This is a genomic window from Thermoanaerobacterium aotearoense (assembly GCF_009905255.1).
Lineage (GTDB): Bacteria > Bacillota > Thermoanaerobacteria > Thermoanaerobacterales > Thermoanaerobacteraceae > Thermoanaerobacterium > Thermoanaerobacterium aotearoense.
In genome coordinates this window covers 1,031,212-1,053,203 of record NZ_CP047602.1, presented here as the reverse complement: position 1 = coordinate 1,053,203, position 21,992 = coordinate 1,031,212, and the positions used below count along the sequence as shown (strand labels likewise).

The 21,992-nt window shown below is 35.0% G+C and carries 22 protein-coding genes; 1 reads left to right on the top strand and 21 read right to left on the bottom strand.

Features of this window, described 5'->3' with window-relative positions:
* Nucleotides 1-94: 94 nt before the first annotated feature.
* On the top strand, nucleotides 95-1,807 hold the full coding sequence (locus GSH73_RS05185; protein ID WP_014759057.1) for an IS1634 family transposase: 1,713 nt from the start codon (nucleotides 95-97) through the stop codon (nucleotides 1,805-1,807).
* A gap of 414 nt (nucleotides 1,808-2,221) precedes the next feature.
* Here the strand turns inward: GSH73_RS05185 and GSH73_RS05180 are convergent, their stop codons facing one another.
* From GSH73_RS05180 to GSH73_RS05080, 21 genes are all read right to left on the bottom strand, one after another.
* A complete protein-coding gene (locus tag GSH73_RS05180; RefSeq protein ID WP_233432479.1) occupies nucleotides 2,222-3,280 on the bottom strand; it encodes a Zn-dependent hydrolase in 1,059 nt (352 codons plus the stop codon).
* Between the two features lie 25 nt (nucleotides 3,281-3,305).
* Nucleotides 3,306-3,533 carry a cytosine permease gene (locus tag GSH73_RS13860; protein ID WP_014759060.1) on the bottom strand — a complete coding sequence of 76 codons (228 nt, stop codon included), beginning with the start codon at nucleotides 3,531-3,533 and terminating at the stop codon, nucleotides 3,306-3,308.
* A gap of 53 nt (nucleotides 3,534-3,586) precedes the next feature.
* Complete coding sequence (locus tag GSH73_RS05170) at nucleotides 3,587-4,948, bottom strand: aminotransferase class III-fold pyridoxal phosphate-dependent enzyme (protein ID WP_014759061.1); 1,362 nt, start codon at nucleotides 4,946-4,948, stop codon at nucleotides 3,587-3,589.
* A gap of 212 nt (nucleotides 4,949-5,160) precedes the next feature.
* The gene (locus tag GSH73_RS05165; protein ID WP_038069527.1) at nucleotides 5,161-6,375 is read right to left on the bottom strand and encodes a PucR family transcriptional regulator; all 1,215 of its coding nucleotides are present in this window, start codon (nucleotides 6,373-6,375) and stop codon (nucleotides 5,161-5,163) included.
* A 63-nt stretch (nucleotides 6,376-6,438) separates the two neighbouring features.
* Complete coding sequence (locus tag GSH73_RS05160) at nucleotides 6,439-7,557, bottom strand: iron-containing alcohol dehydrogenase family protein (protein ID WP_014759063.1); 1,119 nt, start codon at nucleotides 7,555-7,557, stop codon at nucleotides 6,439-6,441.
* A gap of 70 nt (nucleotides 7,558-7,627) precedes the next feature.
* Nucleotides 7,628-8,293 (bottom strand): ATP-binding cassette domain-containing protein, encoded by a 666-nt coding sequence (locus GSH73_RS05155; protein WP_014759064.1) that lies wholly within the window; start codon nucleotides 8,291-8,293, stop codon nucleotides 7,628-7,630.
* A gap of 40 nt (nucleotides 8,294-8,333) precedes the next feature.
* A complete protein-coding gene (locus tag GSH73_RS05150; protein WP_014759065.1) occupies nucleotides 8,334-9,062 on the bottom strand; it encodes a Rossmann-like domain-containing protein in 729 nt (242 codons plus the stop codon).
* A 54-nt stretch (nucleotides 9,063-9,116) separates the two neighbouring features.
* Nucleotides 9,117-9,797, bottom strand: coding sequence for a molybdate ABC transporter permease subunit (gene modB / locus GSH73_RS05145; protein ID WP_014759066.1), 681 nt, complete (start codon nucleotides 9,795-9,797; stop codon nucleotides 9,117-9,119).
* Between the two features lie 27 nt (nucleotides 9,798-9,824).
* Nucleotides 9,825-10,637, bottom strand: a complete 813-nt coding sequence (gene modA, locus GSH73_RS05140) for a molybdate ABC transporter substrate-binding protein (RefSeq protein WP_014759067.1) — start codon at nucleotides 10,635-10,637, stop codon at nucleotides 9,825-9,827.
* Between the two features lie 8 nt (nucleotides 10,638-10,645).
* Nucleotides 10,646-11,347, bottom strand: a complete 702-nt coding sequence (locus GSH73_RS05135) for an ABC transporter ATP-binding protein (RefSeq protein ID WP_014759068.1) — start codon at nucleotides 11,345-11,347, stop codon at nucleotides 10,646-10,648.
* 1 nt (nucleotide 11,348) lies between these two features.
* A complete protein-coding gene (locus GSH73_RS05130; RefSeq protein ID WP_014759069.1) occupies nucleotides 11,349-12,149 on the bottom strand; it encodes an ABC transporter ATP-binding protein in 801 nt (266 codons plus the stop codon).
* The gene (locus GSH73_RS05125; protein ID WP_044984065.1) at nucleotides 12,130-13,086 is read right to left on the bottom strand and encodes a branched-chain amino acid ABC transporter permease; all 957 of its coding nucleotides are present in this window, start codon (nucleotides 13,084-13,086) and stop codon (nucleotides 12,130-12,132) included. The genes GSH73_RS05130 and GSH73_RS05125 overlap by 20 nt, the downstream gene beginning before the upstream one ends.
* Nucleotides 13,087-13,095: 9 nt before the next feature.
* Nucleotides 13,096-13,980, bottom strand: coding sequence for a branched-chain amino acid ABC transporter permease (locus tag GSH73_RS05120; protein WP_014759071.1), 885 nt, complete (start codon nucleotides 13,978-13,980; stop codon nucleotides 13,096-13,098).
* Nucleotides 13,981-14,135: 155 nt separating this feature from the next.
* Entirely contained in the window at nucleotides 14,136-15,317 is a 1,182-nt protein-coding gene (locus tag GSH73_RS05115) for an ABC transporter substrate-binding protein (protein ID WP_014759072.1), read from the bottom strand.
* 120 nt (nucleotides 15,318-15,437) lie between these two features.
* Nucleotides 15,438-16,556 (bottom strand): alanine dehydrogenase, encoded by a 1,119-nt coding sequence (gene ald, locus GSH73_RS05110; protein WP_014759073.1) that lies wholly within the window; start codon nucleotides 16,554-16,556, stop codon nucleotides 15,438-15,440.
* Nucleotides 16,557-16,802: 246 nt separating this feature from the next.
* The gene (locus tag GSH73_RS05105; RefSeq protein ID WP_014759074.1) at nucleotides 16,803-18,155 is read right to left on the bottom strand and encodes a nitrogenase component 1; all 1,353 of its coding nucleotides are present in this window, start codon (nucleotides 18,153-18,155) and stop codon (nucleotides 16,803-16,805) included.
* Nucleotides 18,148-19,506, bottom strand: coding sequence for a nitrogenase iron-molybdenum cofactor biosynthesis protein NifE (gene nifE, locus GSH73_RS05100; protein ID WP_014759075.1), 1,359 nt, complete (start codon nucleotides 19,504-19,506; stop codon nucleotides 18,148-18,150). The genes GSH73_RS05105 and nifE overlap by 8 nt, the downstream gene beginning before the upstream one ends.
* A 53-nt stretch (nucleotides 19,507-19,559) precedes the next feature.
* Entirely contained in the window at nucleotides 19,560-19,928 is a 369-nt protein-coding gene (locus tag GSH73_RS05095; protein WP_014759076.1) for a P-II family nitrogen regulator, read from the bottom strand.
* A gap of 12 nt (nucleotides 19,929-19,940) precedes the next feature.
* Nucleotides 19,941-20,258, bottom strand: a complete 318-nt coding sequence (locus tag GSH73_RS05090) for a P-II family nitrogen regulator (protein ID WP_014759077.1) — start codon at nucleotides 20,256-20,258, stop codon at nucleotides 19,941-19,943.
* Nucleotides 20,259-20,272: 14 nt separating this feature from the next.
* The gene (locus GSH73_RS05085) at nucleotides 20,273-20,611 is read right to left on the bottom strand and encodes a HesB/IscA family protein (protein ID WP_014759078.1); all 339 of its coding nucleotides are present in this window, start codon (nucleotides 20,609-20,611) and stop codon (nucleotides 20,273-20,275) included.
* Nucleotides 20,612-20,630: 19 nt separating this feature from the next.
* Nucleotides 20,631-21,977 (bottom strand): nitrogenase component 1, encoded by a 1,347-nt coding sequence (locus GSH73_RS05080; protein WP_038069545.1) that lies wholly within the window; start codon nucleotides 21,975-21,977, stop codon nucleotides 20,631-20,633.
* Between the last annotated feature and the right edge of the window lie 15 nt (nucleotides 21,978-21,992).

Below are 21,992 nucleotides of genomic sequence, written 5' to 3'. Positions count from 1 at the left end.
AAATTTATTTTAAAATTTTGTCATATTTTGGTTGCGGATTATTATGGATTATGGTATAATATAACCATATTGAATTTTATTGGGGGAGTTTAAGGTGTATTTAAAGAAAAGTAAACGCAGTTCCGGAAGAATTTATCTCTCTATTGCAGATGGCTATCGTGATAAACAGAGAGGGCATACAAGGACTGTTACTATTAAATCTCTTGGTTACCTTGATGAACTTCAAAAACAATATGACGATCCTATTGCTTTTTTCGAACAAAAGGTTAAAGAATTAAACGAACAAAAAGCTATGAAAAAGGTTCCGATTACTCTTAGTTTTTCTCCTGATGAAAAACTTTCGGTTAATACAGATAACCGTAAAAACTTTGGCTATGCTGCGTTTAGTAAAGTTTATCATGAGCTTGAATTAGATAAATTTTTAAGAAACAGACAACGTCATTCAAAAGAAGAATATGATGCTAATGCTATTATGAAACTTCTCGTATTTTCACGTTTATTGTATCCTGCCTCAAAGAAAAAGACTTATGAGAATAAAGATATATTCTTTGAGAAGTTTGATTTTTCTTTGGATGATGTCTATAGATGTCTCTCTTTTTTCAACAAGCATAGTGATGCTTTGCAACTTTGGATTCATGAGCATGTTAAGTCTTTGTATGATCGAAATACTAGCTTAGTTTATTATGATGTTACCAACTATTATTTTGAAATTGATGAACAAGATGAATTACGGAGAAAAGGCGTTTCTAAAGAGCACAGACCAGATCCGATTGTACAGATGGGATTATTTATGGACACCAATGGTATACCTATTACCTATAAGCTTTTTCCTGGTAATGCTCTAGACAAAACTACACTTATGCCTATGTTAAGAAAAATACAACATGATTATTCTTTGGGAAGAATTATTGTTGTTGCTGATAAGAGTATCATTACTGGTGATAACATCTGGTATACTTTATCTGCTGGTAATGGATATGTATTCAGCTATTCTGTTCGTTGTGCGGATAAGGAATTTAAGAAATATGTTCTTGACGAAAATGGATATAAATACAGAGGAGATAACTTCAAGATAAAATCCAGACTTTATCCAAGAGAAATATTAGTAACTACCACTAAAGGAAGAAAGATGAAAAAGATAGTTGATGAGAAGCAGGTTGTTTTCTATAGTGAGGAATATGCTTTGAAAGCAAAATATGAACGAGCCGCTGCAATAGAAAAAGCCAAAGATTTAATTAAAAATCCAGCGAAATATAATAAAGCTACATCTTACGGTGCTTCCAAATATGTAAAAAATCTTATTTTTGATGATGAAACTGGCGAAATATTGGAAAGTGCTCGTCAACACCTAGTATTTGATGAGGAAAAATTAAAAGAAGAAGAAAGATTTGATGGATATTATGCAATAGTTACTAGCGAATACAAAGAATCTGATGATAAAATTATTGAAATGTATCGTGGTTTATGGAAAATAGAAGAGGCTTTCAAGATAACTAAAAGCGATATTGAAAGCAGACCAGTGTATTTATCACTGAGAGAGCATATTGATGCTCATTTTCTGATATGCTTTATATCACTTGTAATTGTAAGGATACTTGAATACAGACTAAAAGGCAAATATTCTGTTTCAGCTATACTTGAAAGCCTAGCCAAAGCATCCTGCAGCTATATACAGGAGAATTATTATCTTTTTGATTTTAATAATGATGTTCTTGAAGATATAGGCAAAGAACTAGGTATCGAATTTGGGCATAAATATATGAGGTTAGGAGAAATTAAAAAAATTTTAGGAGAAGTAAAAAAATGACATTTCCACTACAACTTATTGACAAAAGCAAAAAGCCCGAAAGCCTTCATTTTAAAGGTTTCAGGGGCTTTTTTTATTCCTTTTTGCTGCAAAAGTCAGGTTATTATACAAAAAAGACTACTACAATAGTAGCATAAAGTCTATATATCATCAATACTCCCAAAATAAAGGTTTAATACTTTAATAATATCAGATTAATTGCTTTTTTATTTTTATATAATAGAAAAAGGCACGATATTATCATGCCTAATTTTTATCATATACATTTGTTTTGCAATATTAGATGTTTTTCGATAATTTTTCTAAAAGCAAAAAATTGAAGGAATTATGATGTACAATTGTTCTTTACTTTACATTCCTTATTATGGCAATATTACTGATATATGGCGTTTGCAAAACTCGACATATTACTTTCTATTTCTTATCAATATCTAATATCGTTTTTAGTAATACATTGGCACCCTTCCAGCAATTGTCGAGAGATGTTTTTTCTATTTCGCAATGACTGTGTCCGCCAATACTTGGAACAAATATCATAGTGGTAGGCAGGATATCAGCAACAAACTGAGCATCATGCCCAGGACCACTATACATTCTCATGCAGGAATAGCCATATTCTTTTGCATTCTTCTCTACTAAATCGACCAAATCTTCATTGAAGGCAACAGTCTTACGTGACCACAATTTCCGATAGCTAACCTTGCACTTTGCAAGTTCTTTAGGAATGTTTTCAATAACATCAACAACCTGCTGTACAATTTTCGGATCTTGATGTCTTGCATCCAAAGTAAACTTAACATCATCCGGTATAATTGTATGTACATTTGGCGAGCAAATAATTCTACCCGTGGTATAAACCAACTTACTGTCAAGCTTATCAAGCTCTCTGTGAAGATACTGAATAGCCTCAGAAGCTGCATAGAGAGCATCTTTTCTCATTCTCTGCGGAACAGTTCCTGCATGACCAGCCTGGCCGATAAATTCAAACTCATAATTGACCATTCCAACGACACCTTCAACAACTCCGATATCCATTTTTGCAGCTTCAAGCACTGGACCTTGCTCAATGTGCAGTTCCACAAAAGCCATATATTCCTTGGGATTCATTCTATTTTTCTCATCACCCTTGTATCCGCTTGCATCCAAAGCTTCACCAAACGTTATTCCATCCTTATCCTTTGAGGCCAGCATCTTGTTTTTATCAAATTTACCAGTAATAACACCTGATGACATCATGGCAGGGTCAAAACGAGCCCCTTCTTCATTGGTCCAAATCATAACCGTAATTGGATGACGATGTGGAATCTTCTTTGTAACAATCGTTTCAGCTACTTCCATCGCACTTATTACACCTAAAATACCATCATAGTTTCCACCTTGTACTACCGAATCGCAATGTGATCCAACTGCAATACGCGGAAGATCTTCTGATCCTTTAAAGGTCGCATAGATATTTGCCATATCATCTGTCACAATGTCTGCACCTAGTACTTTCATTCTATTGCAGAATTCTGCTCTTGCCTGCAGATCCCCAATTCATACCTATTGAAATCAGCCCACTGGCCAGCATAAATGTAGGTATGGAAAATGACATTCCCACCCATAAAGATAAAAAGTGATAAGTATCCCATGTCCTTTGTTTTATTGTTGTAGGCGCAAGGTCTTCATTGTAAAGCTTGCTGTTTGATAAATCTTCTGTTCTAAGTTCATACATCTCCTCTTTCATAATTAACATCTCCTTTTTTCAATATTAATTGTTGTAATAGATAATTTAACGCCTCATGCTTTTTCAATATACTCATCTACAAAATCTAAAACCTCATCAAGAATTGATAATGCTTCCTTTAATTCCTCTTCCTTTATAATCAAAGGCGGTGCCACTAATATGCAGTTTTCATGAGAGTAAGTAGAAAAACCTCTCTCTCTTAAGCTATCTATAATTCTTGGCATTATTTTTTCAGGGTCTTTTCCATATGGAACTAAAGGTTCCTTTGTACCTTTATGTTTAACAAGTTCTACCGCTGAAAAAAGTCCTATATATCTCACATCACCAACGCATGCGTGTTTTTCTTTTAACTTTTCCAATCCGGCACCTAAAACTTTCCCCATCTTCTTTGAATTTTCTATTAATCCTTCTTTTTCATATACATCTATAGTTGCACATCCTGCAGCACAACCTATTGGATGTGCATTATATGTTAAGCCACACATCAAAACATTATCATCAAAATATTCTGCTATCTTTTTGTCTACAATAACACCACCTAAAGGCACATACCCACAAGTAATTCCTTTTGCAAATGTTATAATATCTGGTTTCACATTCCAATTATCACATGCAAACCATTCTCCTGTTCTACCCCATCCTGTCATGACCTCATCACACACCATAAGTATCCCAAATTCATCACATATGTCCCTTATTCCTTGTAAATATCCCTTAGGTGGGATAATTACTCCGTTACTTCCAGTCACTGTTTCAAGAAAAATCGCCGCAACATTATCTGCACCTTCATAAATAATTTGTTCCTTAAGCTTATCCAAGTAATACCTACTTGCATCCTCTTCACTCTTAAATTCTATTTTTTCACGATAAATATATGGATCAAAGAATTTAATAAACCCAGTCAATCCCGGCTCACAAGTATATCTCCTTGGTTCTCCGCTTAGATTTGCGGCTCCAAAGCTAGCTCCATGGTATGATCGATATCTTGAAAATATTTTTTGCCTTCCTGTAAACATCCTTGCTATTTTTATCGCATTTTCGTTGGCATCCGCTCCACCTAATGTAAAAAATACCTTACCCATATTATCTGGAGCCTTTTCTATTACTTTTGCAGCCAATTTTGATCTAACATCAACAGCATAGCTTGGTCCGATAAAAGGAAGCCTTTCCGCTTGCTCTTTTATCGCATTTATAATCTCTTTATTTCCATGTCCTACATTTACATTTACTAGCTGAGAAGACATATCAAAATACCTTTTCCCATTAATATCCCAAAAATAAATTCCTTCTGCTTTTGTAATAACCAATGGATTAAGATTTTTCTGAGCACTCCAAGAATGTAAATTGTATCTCTTGTCATATTCCCTTATACTGTCTTCATCCATAAAAATTTCATCATCTTCTTTAACTAACATTTTAGCCCTCCTCACTTAGAATACCATGTAAAACAGAAATGGTGCTAATTGTAAGGCATTTTTCGTACCTTTAATTAGCACCATTGCTACTTTATTTAGTATATTAATTTTTTAGTCTCATCTTTAAGACTTAAATAAATTTTACATAATAATTAATAAAATGTCATCCTACATTATGTAGCATTATTTTCATAAATTTTAATACAATTGATTCAATATTTGAGAAATTTTCCAATAGCCAATGCTATCTGTAAATTAAATTTGGTTTCCCAATCAGATAAATCCACATTAAGAATTTCCTCAATTTTTTTTATTCTATAGTTTAAAGTACTGCGATGTATAAAGAGATCTTTAGCGGTTTTTACGAAATTACCATTGTTTTGCAAAAATACCTCCAGTGTATTAATGAGCTCAGCACTTGAGCTTTCATCATATTTCATCATTGGTTCCATCAATTCATTGAAAAAAGAAATCATTTCACTTTTATCCTTCATTTCAAATAACAGTCGGAAAATCCCCGCTTCAGTATAACTATAAACTGAATTGCCTCCCATTATTTTATAAGCCAGCTTTAAAGCTCTTTCAGCTTCCTTTAAACTATTTTTTATATCTTTTAAATTAGAATAATATCGTCCTATTCCAATGCTAACTTTTAATGGAGACATCTGCTTCATAACACTTTTCCTTATTTCTTCTGCAATTCCTACTACTAAGCTTTCATCTTCTGCTTCCTTTTTAGATATGAGAGATATAACAGAATCACCACGAATTAAAGAAAGCGGTTTCTTGCCGTTTTTTTCTAATGTATTGTTTACAATCTGTTGCAAAGAAAATTTTATATCCATTATCTTCTTTTCGTCTTTTATGTTGCTCTTATTTATATATTGTCCAAATTTATCTATATCTGTAATCATAACACAGTTTTGATGACTGATGTTAAAGCCATGATATTCTGCCCTGCTTACAAAAACCTCTTCAGATTTAAAATCTGTAAAAAGTATGTTTTCTAAAAATTCTCCTATTGATTTTTCCTCAATTGACTTTTTTATAATAAAATTACATATTATCTCTGTAACATCAACAAGTTTAACCTCCCAAGGAAGCTCAAAAAGCGGAAAATCAAGCCTATCGGCTAATGAAATAGCTTCTTTCGGAATATTCTTGATATAAGGTCCCACATTTATCACAAGCCCTGCCAGGTTCTTCGAATCTATTTCTTCAATAATTTTCATTAGAATATCAACATTATCTTTTATGCTTATGCCTGTTGTAAAGAGCAGCTCACCTCCATGAACCCATTTGGAAACATCAGGAACATCTACAACATGCACCCAGCTTAAATTCCTGTCAAGCCCATTTTTCCCACCAACTAATCTAAACTTTTTCAAAGATGGAAGCATTAGTATATCTCTGCACTTTATACTCATATATAACCATTCCCTTTTCAAAAGGTAAAAAAACAATAGTGTGCCACCATTGCCGGAAATCTTCTAGAATATGCTCTTCTTGTAAATGTCTAACAGATCATCTTGTGTAACTGATTTTTTATTATTAGCTATATTACTAGCTTTTATGGCTATAGACGAGTATTTAATCAACTCATCTATTGATATTTCAGGTATTTTACCTTCTCTATATATCAGTTCATTTAAAATTTTCTCAAATTCATAAATATCTTTAATCCCCAACAACTTTAGGACCGTATTAATTTTATATTCTTCACTGTCATAATTAAATTTCAAATAATTTGCAAGCAATATCCCATTTGCCCTGCCGTGCGGAATCTCCTTATAATATGTGAGAGAATAACCCATAGCGTGAACAACAGATGTCCCTGTATGTGCTATTAACATACCACCTAGTGTTGAAGAATAAAGTAATAATTCTCTTGTTTCAAAATCAAGTTTTTTAATATCAGTACTTGCATCTAACACATTCTTATAACATGTCTTCAAACTGTTTAATCCATTAACAACAAGATATTCATAAAAATTATTATACTTAACTGATAGAAATCCTTCTATCAAATGTGACAACGCATCCAGCATAGTATCCACAGTAACATTATATGATAAACTCATGGTATACCTGGCATCTAAAAAAGCTACTTTAGGAAATATCAATGGGCTAAAAAAGCTCTTTTTACTTCCAACTTTGTCATACGTCAAAATTGAATATGGTGTAACCTCGCTTCCTGTACCTGCTGTTGTCGGAATAGCTATTATAGGCAAAGGCCTTTTTTTAATCATGTTAGCAAAAAGCTCTTCAGGTTTAATTGAATTTGTGGCTAAGGTTGCAATGGATTTTGATGCATCAAGTGGAGAACCACCACCAATGCCGATTATAAAATCAGCTTCGACTTTTCTGGCAACATCAGCACCATCTAATACATTTTCTATGTCCGGATTGGATTTAACACGATTAAAAATCTCGTATTTTACGCCATTATCTGTAAGTACCGATAACACATCATCAAGTGAACCATTTTTTTTAGAACTTTTACCTGTAACTATCAATGCTTTTTTACCTATACACATCAAATTGCTGTTTTCTTTAATGCAATTTTCACCAAAAATAATCCTTGTTGGTATAAAAAAGTTAAATTTCATATGTTATCTCCACCTCTATTATCATTAATTTTATCCATAATTTTTTAATATACTTCAATAGCATTGTCCGTCAAGCACTTTGACAAAACCACATTATAGTTTCTCCTTTATTTTCATCTTTTTCTGCCTTAAAGACCTTATCACCAAGTTCTGCCTCACATCGGCAGTGTGTAACCAAAACAAAGGGTATATTCCACTGTTTATGAAGTTCTTTTATTTCCTTTCGCAATCTTTCTCTTAATTTCCTATCCATAGCTGAAAGCGGTTCATCTAACAATAACAAATGAGGCTTTGTTATAAGTGTCCTTGCCATAGCTACTCGTTGTCTTTCACCACCTGAAAGCTGAACTGGATATCTTTCAGCCAGATGAGATATATTAAATTGTTTAAGTATTTCATTGAGCTGCTTTTCTTTTTCTTCTTTTAATAAATTTTTTGCCCCATAAAGAATGTTATCTTTTACTGTTAAGTGATTAAAAAGTGCATATTCTTGAAATATATACCCAATACCACGTTTGTATGAAGGAAGATTGATTCGCCTCGATGAGGAAAAAAGAACTTTCTCTCCCAATATTATCTCCCCCGAATCCGGCTTTTGAAGTCCTGAAATACATTCTAAAACAGTTGTTTTACCAGATCCTGAAGGTCCAATAAGAACCAAAATTTCTTTATCAACAAATAAGTCTACTTTAAGAACAAAATCAGGAAGCTTTTTTACAAATTTTGCTTTAAGCATCTTTCATCACCTTTTTGTCTATATTGTGGGTTCTATATCCTCAATAAGAACAAGGGCAAAATCTTTCCCATCCCATTAACTTAGCAGTCCCGGCGGCAGTTGTTCCAAAAAAGATCAATGGTTTTTGAACTTTTAAAATATTTTCAATCGTTCCATTAACAATAACACTCCCTGTCACTAATGCTATATCACACCATTCTATTGCATCATTATAATCTTTCTCTCCATCCAGTATCAAAACACCACTTTTTTCTTTGCCTATGTTGTCTTTATCCAGGTCAAGCACTTTAACGGAAAATTTGGAGGCACATGTTTCTACTAAAGCAGGTTGTAGCCCTACAAAACATATACGCGGTTGTCCATATTTTTCAACAATGAAATAGGCTATTTTTTGAGCACAGTTTTCTAAATCATTGTTTTTGCAGTGTACGGTGTGATCAGCCAAACGCAGATGTCGCATAATTGCATTTAAGGAGGAAATAAAAATAGCTCTTTCATAATTGTTTTTAAGTGGAAGTTCCAGTATCTCCCCAATAGAACCATGAAAATCATTTAATGAATCAGTAAATGCCTGTCCATAGGACCCTTTAAATTCTGCCTGCATAAGTCTTTCTTTGCCTTTCAGAAGCACATAGTCTGTACGTTTCGTCGCACCAAGAGCATCCTTAGGAGAAAGTATAGAGGCTTTAACTTCTATACTTTCTTTTAATAGCCCATTTTCGTCAACGATTTTTCTAAACACAGACTTTAAATTATCATAAAAACTCATAACTGATTCCTCCTGTATCTATTAAATAATGTATACCTAACGATTTAGCACCTTTTATTGCCTTTGTTTTTTTGTATACTTCAAAACTTTTTTCCTTGATAACCAATTTAGCCAAAAAATCATTCCAAAAGAAAATAGTATAATCACAACAACTAAGTAGATAGCAGTTTTGTAATCCCCACTTTCCACCGCAAAATAAATTACCATAGGAATTGTTTGTGTCTTTCCTGGGATATTACCCGCAGTCATCAATGTTGCTCCAAACTCACCAATAGCTCTTGCAAAGGAAAGAACAACACCCGATAAAATACCAGGCCAAGCAAGAGGCATCGTAATAGTACAAAAAACCCGCAACTCGTTTGCACCTAAAATACGAGCAGCCCGCTCCTGCTTTATATCAACGCTTTCAAAAGCTGCTTTGGCACTTTGATACATCAAAGGAAATGCGACCACAGAAGAAGCAATTACAGCAGCCCACCATGTAAACAATAATTGACTGTTAAATATTTTTCTAATGAGAAAACCTAAAGGTCCATGTTTACCAAAAAGAATCAGGAGAATAAAACCCGTAACTGTTGGTGGTAAAACCATTGGTAGAAAAAAAATGGCTTCAATAGCTTCTTTCCCAGGAAAGTTTTTTACAAAAAACAGGCGAGCAAAAAAGATACCAACTACAAATGATATAAGAGTAGCTATAATAGCTACTTTTATTGACAAGAATATAGGATATATCATTTATCTCACACCTTTTTAACCTTGAATTTATTGTTTCTGGTCTAAAGGTACATATCCATATTTTTTAAAAACCTGTGATGCTTCCTGACTTTTAAGGTAGTTTAAAAAATCAAGAGCCGTTTCTTTTTCTTGGCTGCTATTTATAACTGCTCCTCTAAAGAAAATTGGAGGGCAAGAATTTTCGGGTGCATCTGCAACAATCCTAATCTTATTATTATTTGTAGTATTTGATTTCCAAAGCAAACCAGCGTCTACATTTCCTGTTTCTATATAGCCTCTGATTTCCTGAACATCTTTTGCCAGAATAATTTTAGAACTTACTTTGTCCCAAAGTCCTAAATTTGTTAATACATCTTTAGCCCACTCACCTCCGGGAACAAGAGCAGGATCTCCAATAGCAATTTTATCTACATCAGGTAAAGTAAGGTCCTGAAAGCTTTTAACCTTTTGGCTTTCTTTTGGCGTAACAAGAACCATTTTATCAGATAGAATCTTTTTTTCTGTTAATTTATCAATTAAATTTTCACTTCTTAGAGTATTCCATTGCTTTTCTCCGGGACCTAAAAGTATATCGCAGGAGGCTCCTTGTTCAATTTGTTGCTGGAGCACACCAAGACCTGCAAAATTAAAAGAAATTTTTATATCTGGATGAAGTCGGTTATATTTTTTTGCTACTTCTGGAAGTGCATCCTTAAGTCCTGCTCCTGCAAATACCATAATGTTTTTTGTATTTTCCGTTTTATTAGATGACATATTTTCCTTTTCCTGTCCACAACCTCCAAATAATAATAGAATTAATAATATAAATATCAACATGGGAAAATGTTTCATATTTCTCATTCTATCTTTTATCCTCCTAAGTATGACTTTTTAACCCTTTCATCGTCTTTTAAGACAGATGCAGTACCTTCAAGAGAGATATTGCCTGTTTCAAGGACGTATGCCCTATCTGCAATAGATAGTGCCATTTTAGCGTTTTGTTCTACTAAAAGGATGGTTGTGCCGTCTTCATTTATATTTTTTATTGTCTTGAATATGTCTTGTACTACAATCGGCGCAAGCCCCATCGATGGTTCGTCTAATAAAAGCACCTTTGGCTTTGACATCAATGCTCTTCCTATGGCTAGCATCTGCTGTTCACCACCGCTTAATGTACCGGCAATCTGTTTGTGTCTTTCTTTTAGACGTGGAAATAGGTGAAACACTTTTTCCATGTCGCTTTTTACCATTTTGTCTTTCCTGAGGTATGCTCCCATCTCAAGGTTTTCCATTACAGTCATGTTGGCAAATATTCTTCTTCCTTCTGGCACTTGGCAGATGCCCATATCCACTATGTTTTGGGCAGGTTTTTTCGTTATGTCTACATCGTTGAATTTGATGTAGCCTTTTTTTGGCTTCAATATGCCTGATATCGTCATTAAAGTTGTGCTTTTGCCTGCGCCATTTGCACCTATTATTGTCACAATTTCACCGTCATTTACTTTTAAGTCTATGCCTTTTAAGGCGTTTACCATTCCGTAGGAGACGTTGAGATCTTTTATTTCTAACACATTAAACACCTCCTTCTATTGATAAAATTTCTTTTTCATCAATGTCTTCTTCTCCAAGGTATGCTGCTATTACTTCTGGATTTCTCTTGATTTCATCTGGTGTGCCATGTGCGATTATTTTCCCGTAGTTCATGACGTATATGTCTTCGCAAAGATCCATCACCAGCGACATGTCGTGTTCAATCAAGAGTATTGTTATGTCAAATTTGTCCCTTACGAATCTTATTGTGTCTGTAAGTTCTTTTGTCTCTTGTGGATTCATTCCTGCTGCAGGCTCATCTAAAAGTAATAGCTTTGGCTTTGTTGCCAGTGCTCTTGCTATTTCCAGCCTTCTCTGCTCACCGTATGGCAGATTTTTAGCAAGGTTTAAAGCGTGTTTGTCAAGATTGAAGATTTTAAGGAGGTCCATCGCTTGTTTGTCTTGAGATTTTTCTCCATCTAAGTATTTTTTGTACTGCAGAAAGGAGCTTAAAAGCCTGTATTGCACGTGAATGTGCTGGGCTATTTTTACATTGTCAAGGACAGTTAAGTTTTTAAATAGACGTATGTTTTGAAATGTTCTTGCTATGCCAAGTTTCGTGTTGTTGTACGGTTTTTGAGATATGGTTTTTCCGTTAAATGTTACTTTGCCTGATGTTGGTTTGTATATCCCTGTTATTATATTGAATACTGTTGATTTTCCTGCACCATTAGGCCCTATAAGTCCTGTAAGAGAGCCTTTTTCCAGTTCTATATTGACGTCTATCAAGGCTTTTATGCCGCCGAAGTCTATAGATACGTCTTTAATTGACAGTAAACTCACTGCTTTTCTCCCCTTTCTTAAATAATTTTTTGAGGGAAAATTCTTTTGTACCCATCAATCCTTCTGGTCTGAATAGCATTACGACAATTAAGAGGAGTGAGTATATGACCATTCTTAGTGCAGCATAATCCTGCAGCACTGCGTATACGAATGTGAGGAAGATTGCTGATAGTATTGATCCTGTTATGCTGCCAAGTCCGCCTAATACAACCATTGTCAAGATATCGAATGACTTCATGAAGTTGAATGTCTCTGGCTGTATGATGTAGAAGTTGTGGGCGTAAAGGGCACCGCCTATTCCTGCGAAGAATGCACCTATTGTGAACGCCAATGTCTTGTAGTACGTTGTGTTTATGCCCATTGATTCGGCTGCTGTCTCATCTTCTCTGATTGCAACACAGCATCTGCCGTAACTGGAGTTTATGAAGTTTTTTATTAGGACGACAGTTATAACTGCTATCCAGAATACCCACGTCCAGTTTGTGTACTTTGGTATTCCGGATAGGCCACTTGCTCCACCTACGTATTCAGTGTTTAAAAATATTACCCTTATTATTTCTCCGAATCCAAGTGTTGTTATGGCGAGGTAGTCGCCTTTTAATCTTAGAGATGGGATGCCTATCAATATTCCGGTTATTCCTGCTGATATGCCTCCTATTAGTATTGCCAGAGGAAATGGAAGCCCTAATTTGTACGTTATGATGGCTGATGTGTATGCACCGATTGACATGAATCCTGCATGTCCTAAGGAGAACTGTCCAGTAAATCCATTTATAAGGTTAAGGCTTACAGCAAGTATTACGTTTATACCCATGAGAACGATGTTTATTTCGTAATAGTCGTTTAATATGTTTGTAGACAGTAAGATTTGTATTATACCGTAAAAAGCCAACAGCCCTAAGAATATAAGTAATCTGTTTTTCAATATCTGCTTCAACTTTATCACCTACACTTTCTCTCTTACGTTTTTGCCAAAGAGTCCCGCTGGCTTGATTAGCAATATGATTATGAGTATTGCGAATGAAACGCCATCTCTGTATAGTGAGCTGCCATAACCTGAGACAAGTGCTTCTATGACGCCCATCAAAAGGCCTCCTACCATAGCACCTGGGATTATTCCTATTCCGCCTAAGACTGCTGCGATGAACGCTTTTAAGCCTGGCATTATACCCATTAGGGGATCTATTGAGTTGTAGTATATTCCGACTAATACGCCTGCAACAGCAGCAAGGGCAGAGCCTATTGCAAATGTAAATGAAACGGTCCTATCTACATTTACTCCCATAAGCCTTGCCGCATCTGCGTCAGTTGAGACAGCCCTCATGGCTTTTCCCATCTTTGTCTTGTATATTATTAGCTGAAGTCCTACCATCATGATTATGGATACGACAAATATGACGATCTGCTGGTTTGATATGGTGATTATTCCGTTGAAAAATGAGTACATGTGCTGCTTGAAAATTTGTGGATATGTCCTGACTTGTGGCGATAGAATGATTATGCCTCCGTTTTCCAGTAAAAGGGAGACGCCGATGGCTGTAATCAATATAGAGATTTTTGACTTATCTCTTAATGGCCTGTATGCGACTCTTTCAATTGTCACACCAAGCAAAAGGCTTACCAGCATTGCCAAAAGGAGAGATGGTATAAATCCAAGGTGAAAGTATGTGGATGCGAAGAATCCTGTAAATGCACCTACCATGTATATATCACCATGAGCGAAATTTATTAATTTCATTATGCCGTAAACCATGGTATATCCAAGGGCAATGAGTGCGTATATGCTGCCTAAAGATAGACCATTTATAAGCTGTTCAATAAATGTCTTCATCAACATCACCTCAAGTTTAAATATATTAAAATATATGCGGCCACAAGGTGACCGCATTGCCATGTTTTTCTAAAGTTATCTTACGATTTTTATTCAGCACTTACTTTTTTCTTAAGTGTCTGTTTACTTCATAAGCAACAATTTACAATTTTACTTTACTGTGCTGCTACTTTTTCAACCAAGTTCTGCTTACCGTCTTTTAATTCTATGATAACAGCAGATTTGACTGGATTATGCTCACTATTTATTGTTATTGTGCCTGTAACACCTTTAAAATCTTTAAGCTTTGATAAAGCATCAATAATCTTTGCAGGTTCTGTTGAGTTGGCATCCTTTATTGCCTGCACCAACATGCCTGCTGCATCATATACAAGTGCTGCCGACGCATCGGGTTCTGTGCCGTAAGCATCTTTATACTTCTTTATGAAGTCTTGAACAGTTGGATCGGGATCTGTCGATATAAAGTGGTTGCTGTAATAAACGTTGTTTAATGCAGATGCTCCTGCTATCTTTAATAGATCTGGAGAATCCCAACCGTCACCACCAAGTAAAGGCGTATTTATACCCATATCCCTTGCCTGTTTAGCTATTTTCCCTGTTTCTTGATAGTATCCCGGTATAAATATGACATCAGGATTTAAACCCTTTATCTTTGTAAGAGTTGCTTTAAAATCTTGATCACCTGCTACATACGCTTCTGTATCAATAACTTTCCCACCAAGCTTCTCAAACTGATCTTTGAAGCTTTGTGCAAGACCTTTGCTATAGTCACTCTTATCATCCATATACACAACTGCTGTTTTCGCATTCAGCTTTTCTGATGCAAATTGTGCCATAACACTACCTTGGTATGGATCTATAAAGCAAGCTCTGAATATTTCGTTTTTGACCTTGTTTGTGTTAGGATCGACTGTAACACTTACAGCAGTAGCAAAACCTGTTATCAATGGTATATGGTTTTGCACTGCGACAGATGATGCTGCTATTGTGTTAGTCGATGTGCTAGGTCCTAAAATAGCTATAACTTTGTCTTGTTGTATAAGTTTTGTAGCTTGATTTATTGATTCATCACTTTGCGATTTATTGTCTGCTTTCACCAAAACAATTTTTTTACCAAGCACACCACCATTTTTATTCACTTCATCAATGTACAATTTGGCTCCATTAAGCGCCGATGTTCCATATGTTGCAACACTACCTGTCAGCTCAAAAAGCGCTCCAACTTTTATGGTATCTGATGATGTAGATGTTGAATTGCTTTTTGAACAACCTGAAAATATCACAGCTATCATTAATACAGCAATGATAAATGATGTAAATTTAAATGACTTTGACATAATTTACCTCCTTTTATAAAATATTTTATTAACCTTATTTTGGAATTTTTATTAATGTCAATAATAATAAAATTAATTGATGCGCATCAATTTGATAACAAGAATTTGATAAAATTTAAGCTATTTCAATACTTCATAAGGATCGACATATTTAAATCCATGTGCATCTGCCACTGCCTTATATGTCACGTTATCATAATATATATTCAAACCATGTAAAAGTGATTTGTTTTCTAATAATGCTTTCTTATAACCTTTATTCGCAATATCAATCGCATACGGAATTGTAACATTTGTTAATGCAAATGTAGAAGTCCTAGGAACTGCTCCTGGTATATTCGCTACAGAATAATGTACAACACCATACTTAATAAAATATGGATTTTCATGTGTGGTTATCATATCAATTGTCTCAACAGATCCCCCTTGATCTATTGCTACATCAACTATAACAGAACCTTTCTTCATACTTTTGACCATATTTTCTGTAACAAGCTTTGGTGTTTTTGAACCTGGAATCAATACAGCACCTATTAAAAGATCTGCTTTTTTCACACTCTCTGCAATATTATAACTATTTGACATCAATGTTGTTATCTTGCCACCAAATATGTCATCAAGATATGCAAGTCTTTGAGCATTGAGGTCAAGTATTGTTACATGTGCTCCCATACCTGAAGCTATTTTTGCAGCATTTGTACCTACAGTTCCACCTCCTATAATTACCACCTCTGCCTGCTCAACACCAGGTACTCCGCTTAGTAGAACACCTCTCCCTTTATTTATATTTTCTAATAAGTATGCTCCGATTATTACAGACATTCTACCTGCAACTTCACTCATGGGAACCAATAATGGAAGTGATCCATCTTCATTTTGTACAGTCTCATATGCAATACCGATAATCTTTTTCTTTAGAAGTGCTTTTGTTAATTCAATATTTGGTGCTAAATGTAGATATGTAAATAGTATTTGACCTTCTTTAAAATAATCATATTCAGATGGTTGTGGCTCTTTTACCTTTATTATCATATCCGAGTTTTGAAATACTTCGTAAGAAGTCTCAACAATTTCAGCACCTGCCTTTATATATTCTTCATCCTCAATGCCACTCCCAATACCTGCATTTTTTTCAATATACACGGTATGACCATTAGAACAAAATGATTCAACTCCCGCTGGTGTTATAGCTACTCTTTCTTCACCTATTTTTATTTCCTTTGGTACACCAATCTTCATTTATGTCACCCTTTCTAAAAATATATAGGGTGCCCAATTCATGATAGAACGGGCACCCTTGCCTACCTAAAATAAACACTTGATTTCAATTAATAAAAGCTTACAAATGCATAACACACTTATAAGCTTCATCGCTTTATTTTTAAATATACAATTTACTCTTTTAACTTACTAAAATTATACATCTCTTTATTGATTATGTCAATATATAGACTATCTTTTTAAGTGATATTGAAATATTGCTTCTTACATTGCCTTATAATATTTCTCATACATATCCTTCCTGTAAGTCTTATATTTATTTTCTAGTAGCGTATTTGTAATTCTATCAAGAAAATTTAATGTTCCAGTGTAACCTACAGATAATATTCTCTGTCCTCCGACTCTATCAAGTATAGGGAATCCTAATCGTACAAGCGGTATACCACCCTTTTCGGTTAGATATTTTCCGTCAGATGGTCCTATGGCGATATTTACTTCCTTTTCTTCTGATAATTTCAATATGTGGCTAAAATCAGTTTCATCGATAATTGTAATGTCAACATTTAATGGATTATCTTCACTGATAACTAATTCTTTTAATCTTTGAGCCTTACTTCCGGTTGCAATTAAAAGAGGATGTATCCCATTTTCCATGCATGTAGTAAATACAGAATACACCATTTCAGGATCTCCAAAGATAATGCATCTTCCTTCAAAATTGTATTTATGCGAATCTATCATTCCATCAAGAAGTCTGCTTCTTTCCATTTCTATAGATTTTGGTATTGGATTACCTGTAATTTCCTTTAACAATTTCAAAAACACGTCTGTGTTTCTTAGTCCTATTGGTATCGGCACTTTATAAAGCGGCACATTAAATCTATCCTGAAGATATTTACCCGGCGTTTCTTCATAATTTACACCTATTTCAATTGTTGCAATAGATCCTCCCATAGACATTACATCAGATATTTTTGTGCCACCATCAGGAATTTTTTTGTAAGGGAAATTAAAAGGACTATCTAAAGTATCAGAATAATCAGGAAATAGAATGTACGGTATTTTCATAAGTTCAAGAAGTCTCTTTATCTCTCTTAAATCTGCTGTGCTTATATTCGGTACAATTACGTTTATTCTGTCATGTCTTTCTTTGTTTGTCGAAAGCTCCTCAACTATCCTGTATGATGTTTTTACAAATCCTTCACTGTGTGTTCCACCATATCCAGGGGTTGGTGCCGTTATTATTGGTATACTTATATTCCTAGATGCTTTATATTCTGACTTTATTCTGTCTATATCCTCACCTATTGTTTCTGCAAGGCATGTTGTAAGTATACCTATGCAGTCCGGATTGTATACTTTAACCACATTATCGAGAGCTTTAATAAGGTTTTTTTCGCCACCGTACACCGTTCCTTTCTCGTTCAGCGATGATGATGCAACGTCAATTGGCTCATGGTAGTGTTCAGCGATGTGTCTCCTCATATATGTCGCACAGCCCTGAGAGCCGTGCAACAATACCATAGATTTTTCGATTCCCTTAAATGCGATTATACCGCCTAAAGGCATACACATATTACATGGATTTTCATTTACGCTTTTATACGTTTCATACATATCTTTTCACCCCATCTTTCACATATTTCCATACCGGCGAGCATGCTGTTGTATAGACTTCTTCAGCAAAATTGATTGCACCTTCATAACCGCTTAAGGGGTGTTTTCTGTCGTGATTGTGATCGATAAAAGATATACCCATCTTGTATGATAGAAATCTCTCTTTAACACCGCCAGCTAAAATATCTGCTCCCTTTTCAACCATAAATTTTTCAAGTTCTGATGGGTTTGCATCATCTAGTATGACAGTGCCATAATCTGCTATCTCCTCAATCTTTTCATACTCGTCCTTTTGTCCGTTTTGCGTACCAATTACGACTACATCTATGCCCAGTTCTCTAAACTGCTTAATAAGGGATATTGCCTTGAATCCACCTCCAACAAAAATTGCAGCCTTCTTGCCCTTTAAATAACTTTTATATTTTTCTATTATATGTTTTGCCATTTTAGTTTTCTCTTCTATTAATTTTTCTGTTTTTAACATAACATCCTTATCATTAAAAAATTCTGCAATTTTCCTAAGAGAATTTGAAGTATCTTCAATACCTAAAAATGATACTTTCATATACGGTATGCCAAAAGTTTCTTCAAACTTCTTGGCAAGATACGTCATAGAGCCTGCGCATTGAACGATATTTAAACTGGAAGCTGTTGCTTTTTTCAATGATTCAAAATTTGAATCACCGGTAAATATTGTATTCACTTTTAGACCCATTTGATTAAGATAACCTTTTATTATCCACGCTTCACCTGCAAGGTTAAAATCACCCATGTAGTTTATACTTAAAGGTTCCTTTTTTAATACGGGAAATTCTTTAATTAACTCTAAAAGTGAATTGCAGGCAGCTTTATAGCCTGCAGCTTTATTTCCGATAAAACCACTGGATTCTACAGGCACAACATATATATTGTACTTATTTGATGATTCTTTGCACACTGCTTTTATGTCATCGCCAATTACGCCGGCAATACATGTTGAATATACGAAAATAAGCTTCGGCTTATATTTTTCGTATATTTCATCTATGCACTTAGATAGCTTTTCTTCTCCTCCAAAAATCACATCGCTTTCTTTTAAATCAGATGAAAAGCTATTTCTGAAAAGCTCTGAGCCGCTTGACAGACTTCCTCTTATGTCCCACGTATAACTGGCGCAGCCGATAGGACCATGGACCAGATGTACAGCATCTTCTATAGGATTTAATACGACTCTTGCACCACTGTATACACATGCTCTCTGACTTACACTACCTGCAACGCTATCAGTATTACATATAAATTCCTTCTTATGATGTTTTCCCTTCATCTTAATAAATTTTTCTCTTTCAGGTATGTCAAGTCTGAGTTCCATAATGCCACCACCTTTTTAAAATAGAGAAGCCTATAAAAAGGCTTCTCATAATTTTACTTTATTGCGCTTAAGCCAATTTCAGATGTTCTTATGCGAATTGCATCAGTCATTGGCAAAATGAAAATCTTCCCATCACCTGGATAGCCTGTATTATTTGTCTTTATTATAGTTTCAACAATTTTAGGAACATCAGCATCATCTGCAACAATCGAAATCAATCTTTTAGGAATAAACCTTACATCTACGTCTGCTTCATCCAGCATAAATTCATCCATCACTGGATCGACTTCTCCAATAAATCCTTTTTGCTTGCCTCTGCCACTTACACTCAGTATCGACATAGGTGAAAAGCCAAGTCCATCCAGAGCCGTTTTTGTTTCATGTAGTTTCTGTCTCCTGATGATTGCTACAATCTCCTTCATAAGTAATCCTCCTCATAACTCTTTATTACCAGTTCTAATCGTGTATACTTCATCTACTTCACTTATAAATATCTTGCCATCACCTATGTTTCCTGTTCGAGCATTGCTTTCTATCAGGTTAACTATCTTTGATACATCCTCATCTTTTGCTACAATCATAAGCAAAATTTTTGGTAATTCGTCATATACAATAGGACCTACTTGTATTCCCTTTTGTTTACCACGTCCAAATATGTGCATTTTCGTCATGGAGCTGTATCCATTTTTATCAAGAGCTTCAACAACTTGCTTCTCTTTTTCTGGCCTTATTATGGCACGTACCATTTTCATATGATTATCCCCTTTCAATTAATATAATTACAATCGCTATATCTGTCACATGTTGAACACAGCAGATTAAAACTATGTGGCATATTTATGAAAAATCTATTGTACTTGTCATCATATTCAATCACGCTGTACTTCAGATAATTAAGATCTGATTTATCAATATAGATATACACATCGTCATACTCTAAGATCTCATCATTTTCTTTAAAATTATCGGCAACCGCAAAACCGGCTAGAAATCCTTCTTCTGTTGGAACTGTATATATTTTAAAACCTGTAGTTTCATTTTTATTAGGTAAATTATTTAAAATTTTTCTTAACTGTGATAATGCCTCATCTGACAGCTTAATCATGATATTCACCTCTTCAAATCTACATTATAAGTTCCAGGAGATGTTCTGGCGATTTAGCATCCTTGTAGTCAAGAAGAGTGTTTCCTGTCCTTTCAACAAGCCATGCTGTCCCTTTATATCCTACAATTGGAAAATGTTGAAGATTGGCTCTATCTAGAATTGGGAAGCCAACTCTTAAAAGCGGCAGATCGTACTCTTTTGCAAGATATTTTCCATGGCTATTGCCAAATAGCATATCAACAGGCTTTTTATCAAGTTGCTCTTTTAGATACCATAAGTCGTTATCTGATGAAACATATGCATCTGGAACCATAGATTTTACTGTTTTTTCCCATTCACTGCTGTAACTCCCTGTCAAAGCATACAAAACATTTATTCCTAAATCATTTGCATATCCAACTATAGCTTCAACGATATCGGGATCACCAAATACTGCAGCCTTTTTATTGTACCAATGGGCATGTGCGTCTAGCATCATATCTACAAGCCTTCCTCGTTCTTCTTCAAGTTCGTAAGGTATAGGCTTACTTGTTATTTCACTTAACTTCATAATAAATTTGTCCACATTACTTATGCCGATAGGCAGTGGAAGTACCTCATACGGTACATCGTACATTTCTTTTAAAGATTCTGCAGGGGCGATTCCTGCTTCCCTTCCTAAAACTACAGTAGCTATCGAATTTCCCATATCTTCTATTTCAGATATGGTGGTGCCTCCCTTCTGATACAGGTGTATCTCGCCTGTCATAGGTGCATCTAAAACATCAGAGATATCTGGTAGAATGATTGCATCAATCCCCATTATTTTTAATATTCTTTTGATTTCCCGCAAATCACCCGGGCTTAACAATCCAGGAATGATGTTTATTTTTCCATTTGGTGAGCTTTTTTTGGCAAAAGTCTCTACAGCTGATTTAACCATATTAGAAAAACCTGTTACATGTGAGCCTACGTAGCTTGGTGTACTTGCTGTAAATACTTTGACATCTTCTGGTATATCGCCACTTGCTCGCATTTCATTTATTGTGCCAGGAACATCGTCGCCGATAGTTTCCGCTGAACAAGTTGTGGATATTCCGATTACTTTTGGTTTGTAAATGCTTAATATGTTTCGTATCGCCTGCTTTAGATTTCCTACACCGCCAAAGACAACTTGTGCTTCTGAAAAAGAGCTTGTTGTTGTCGGTATAAATTCCCTAAAATGACGGGTAAGCTGCATCCTTAAATACGATGTGCAACCCTGTGAACCATGGCTGTGTGGCATGCATTGGTGTATACCGAGGCACGCCCAAACTGCTCCAAGGGGCTGACACGTCTTTAGAGGATTTACCGTAAGGTATTTGCGTTCAGTATTATTACATTCCATTTTTGATTCTCCTCT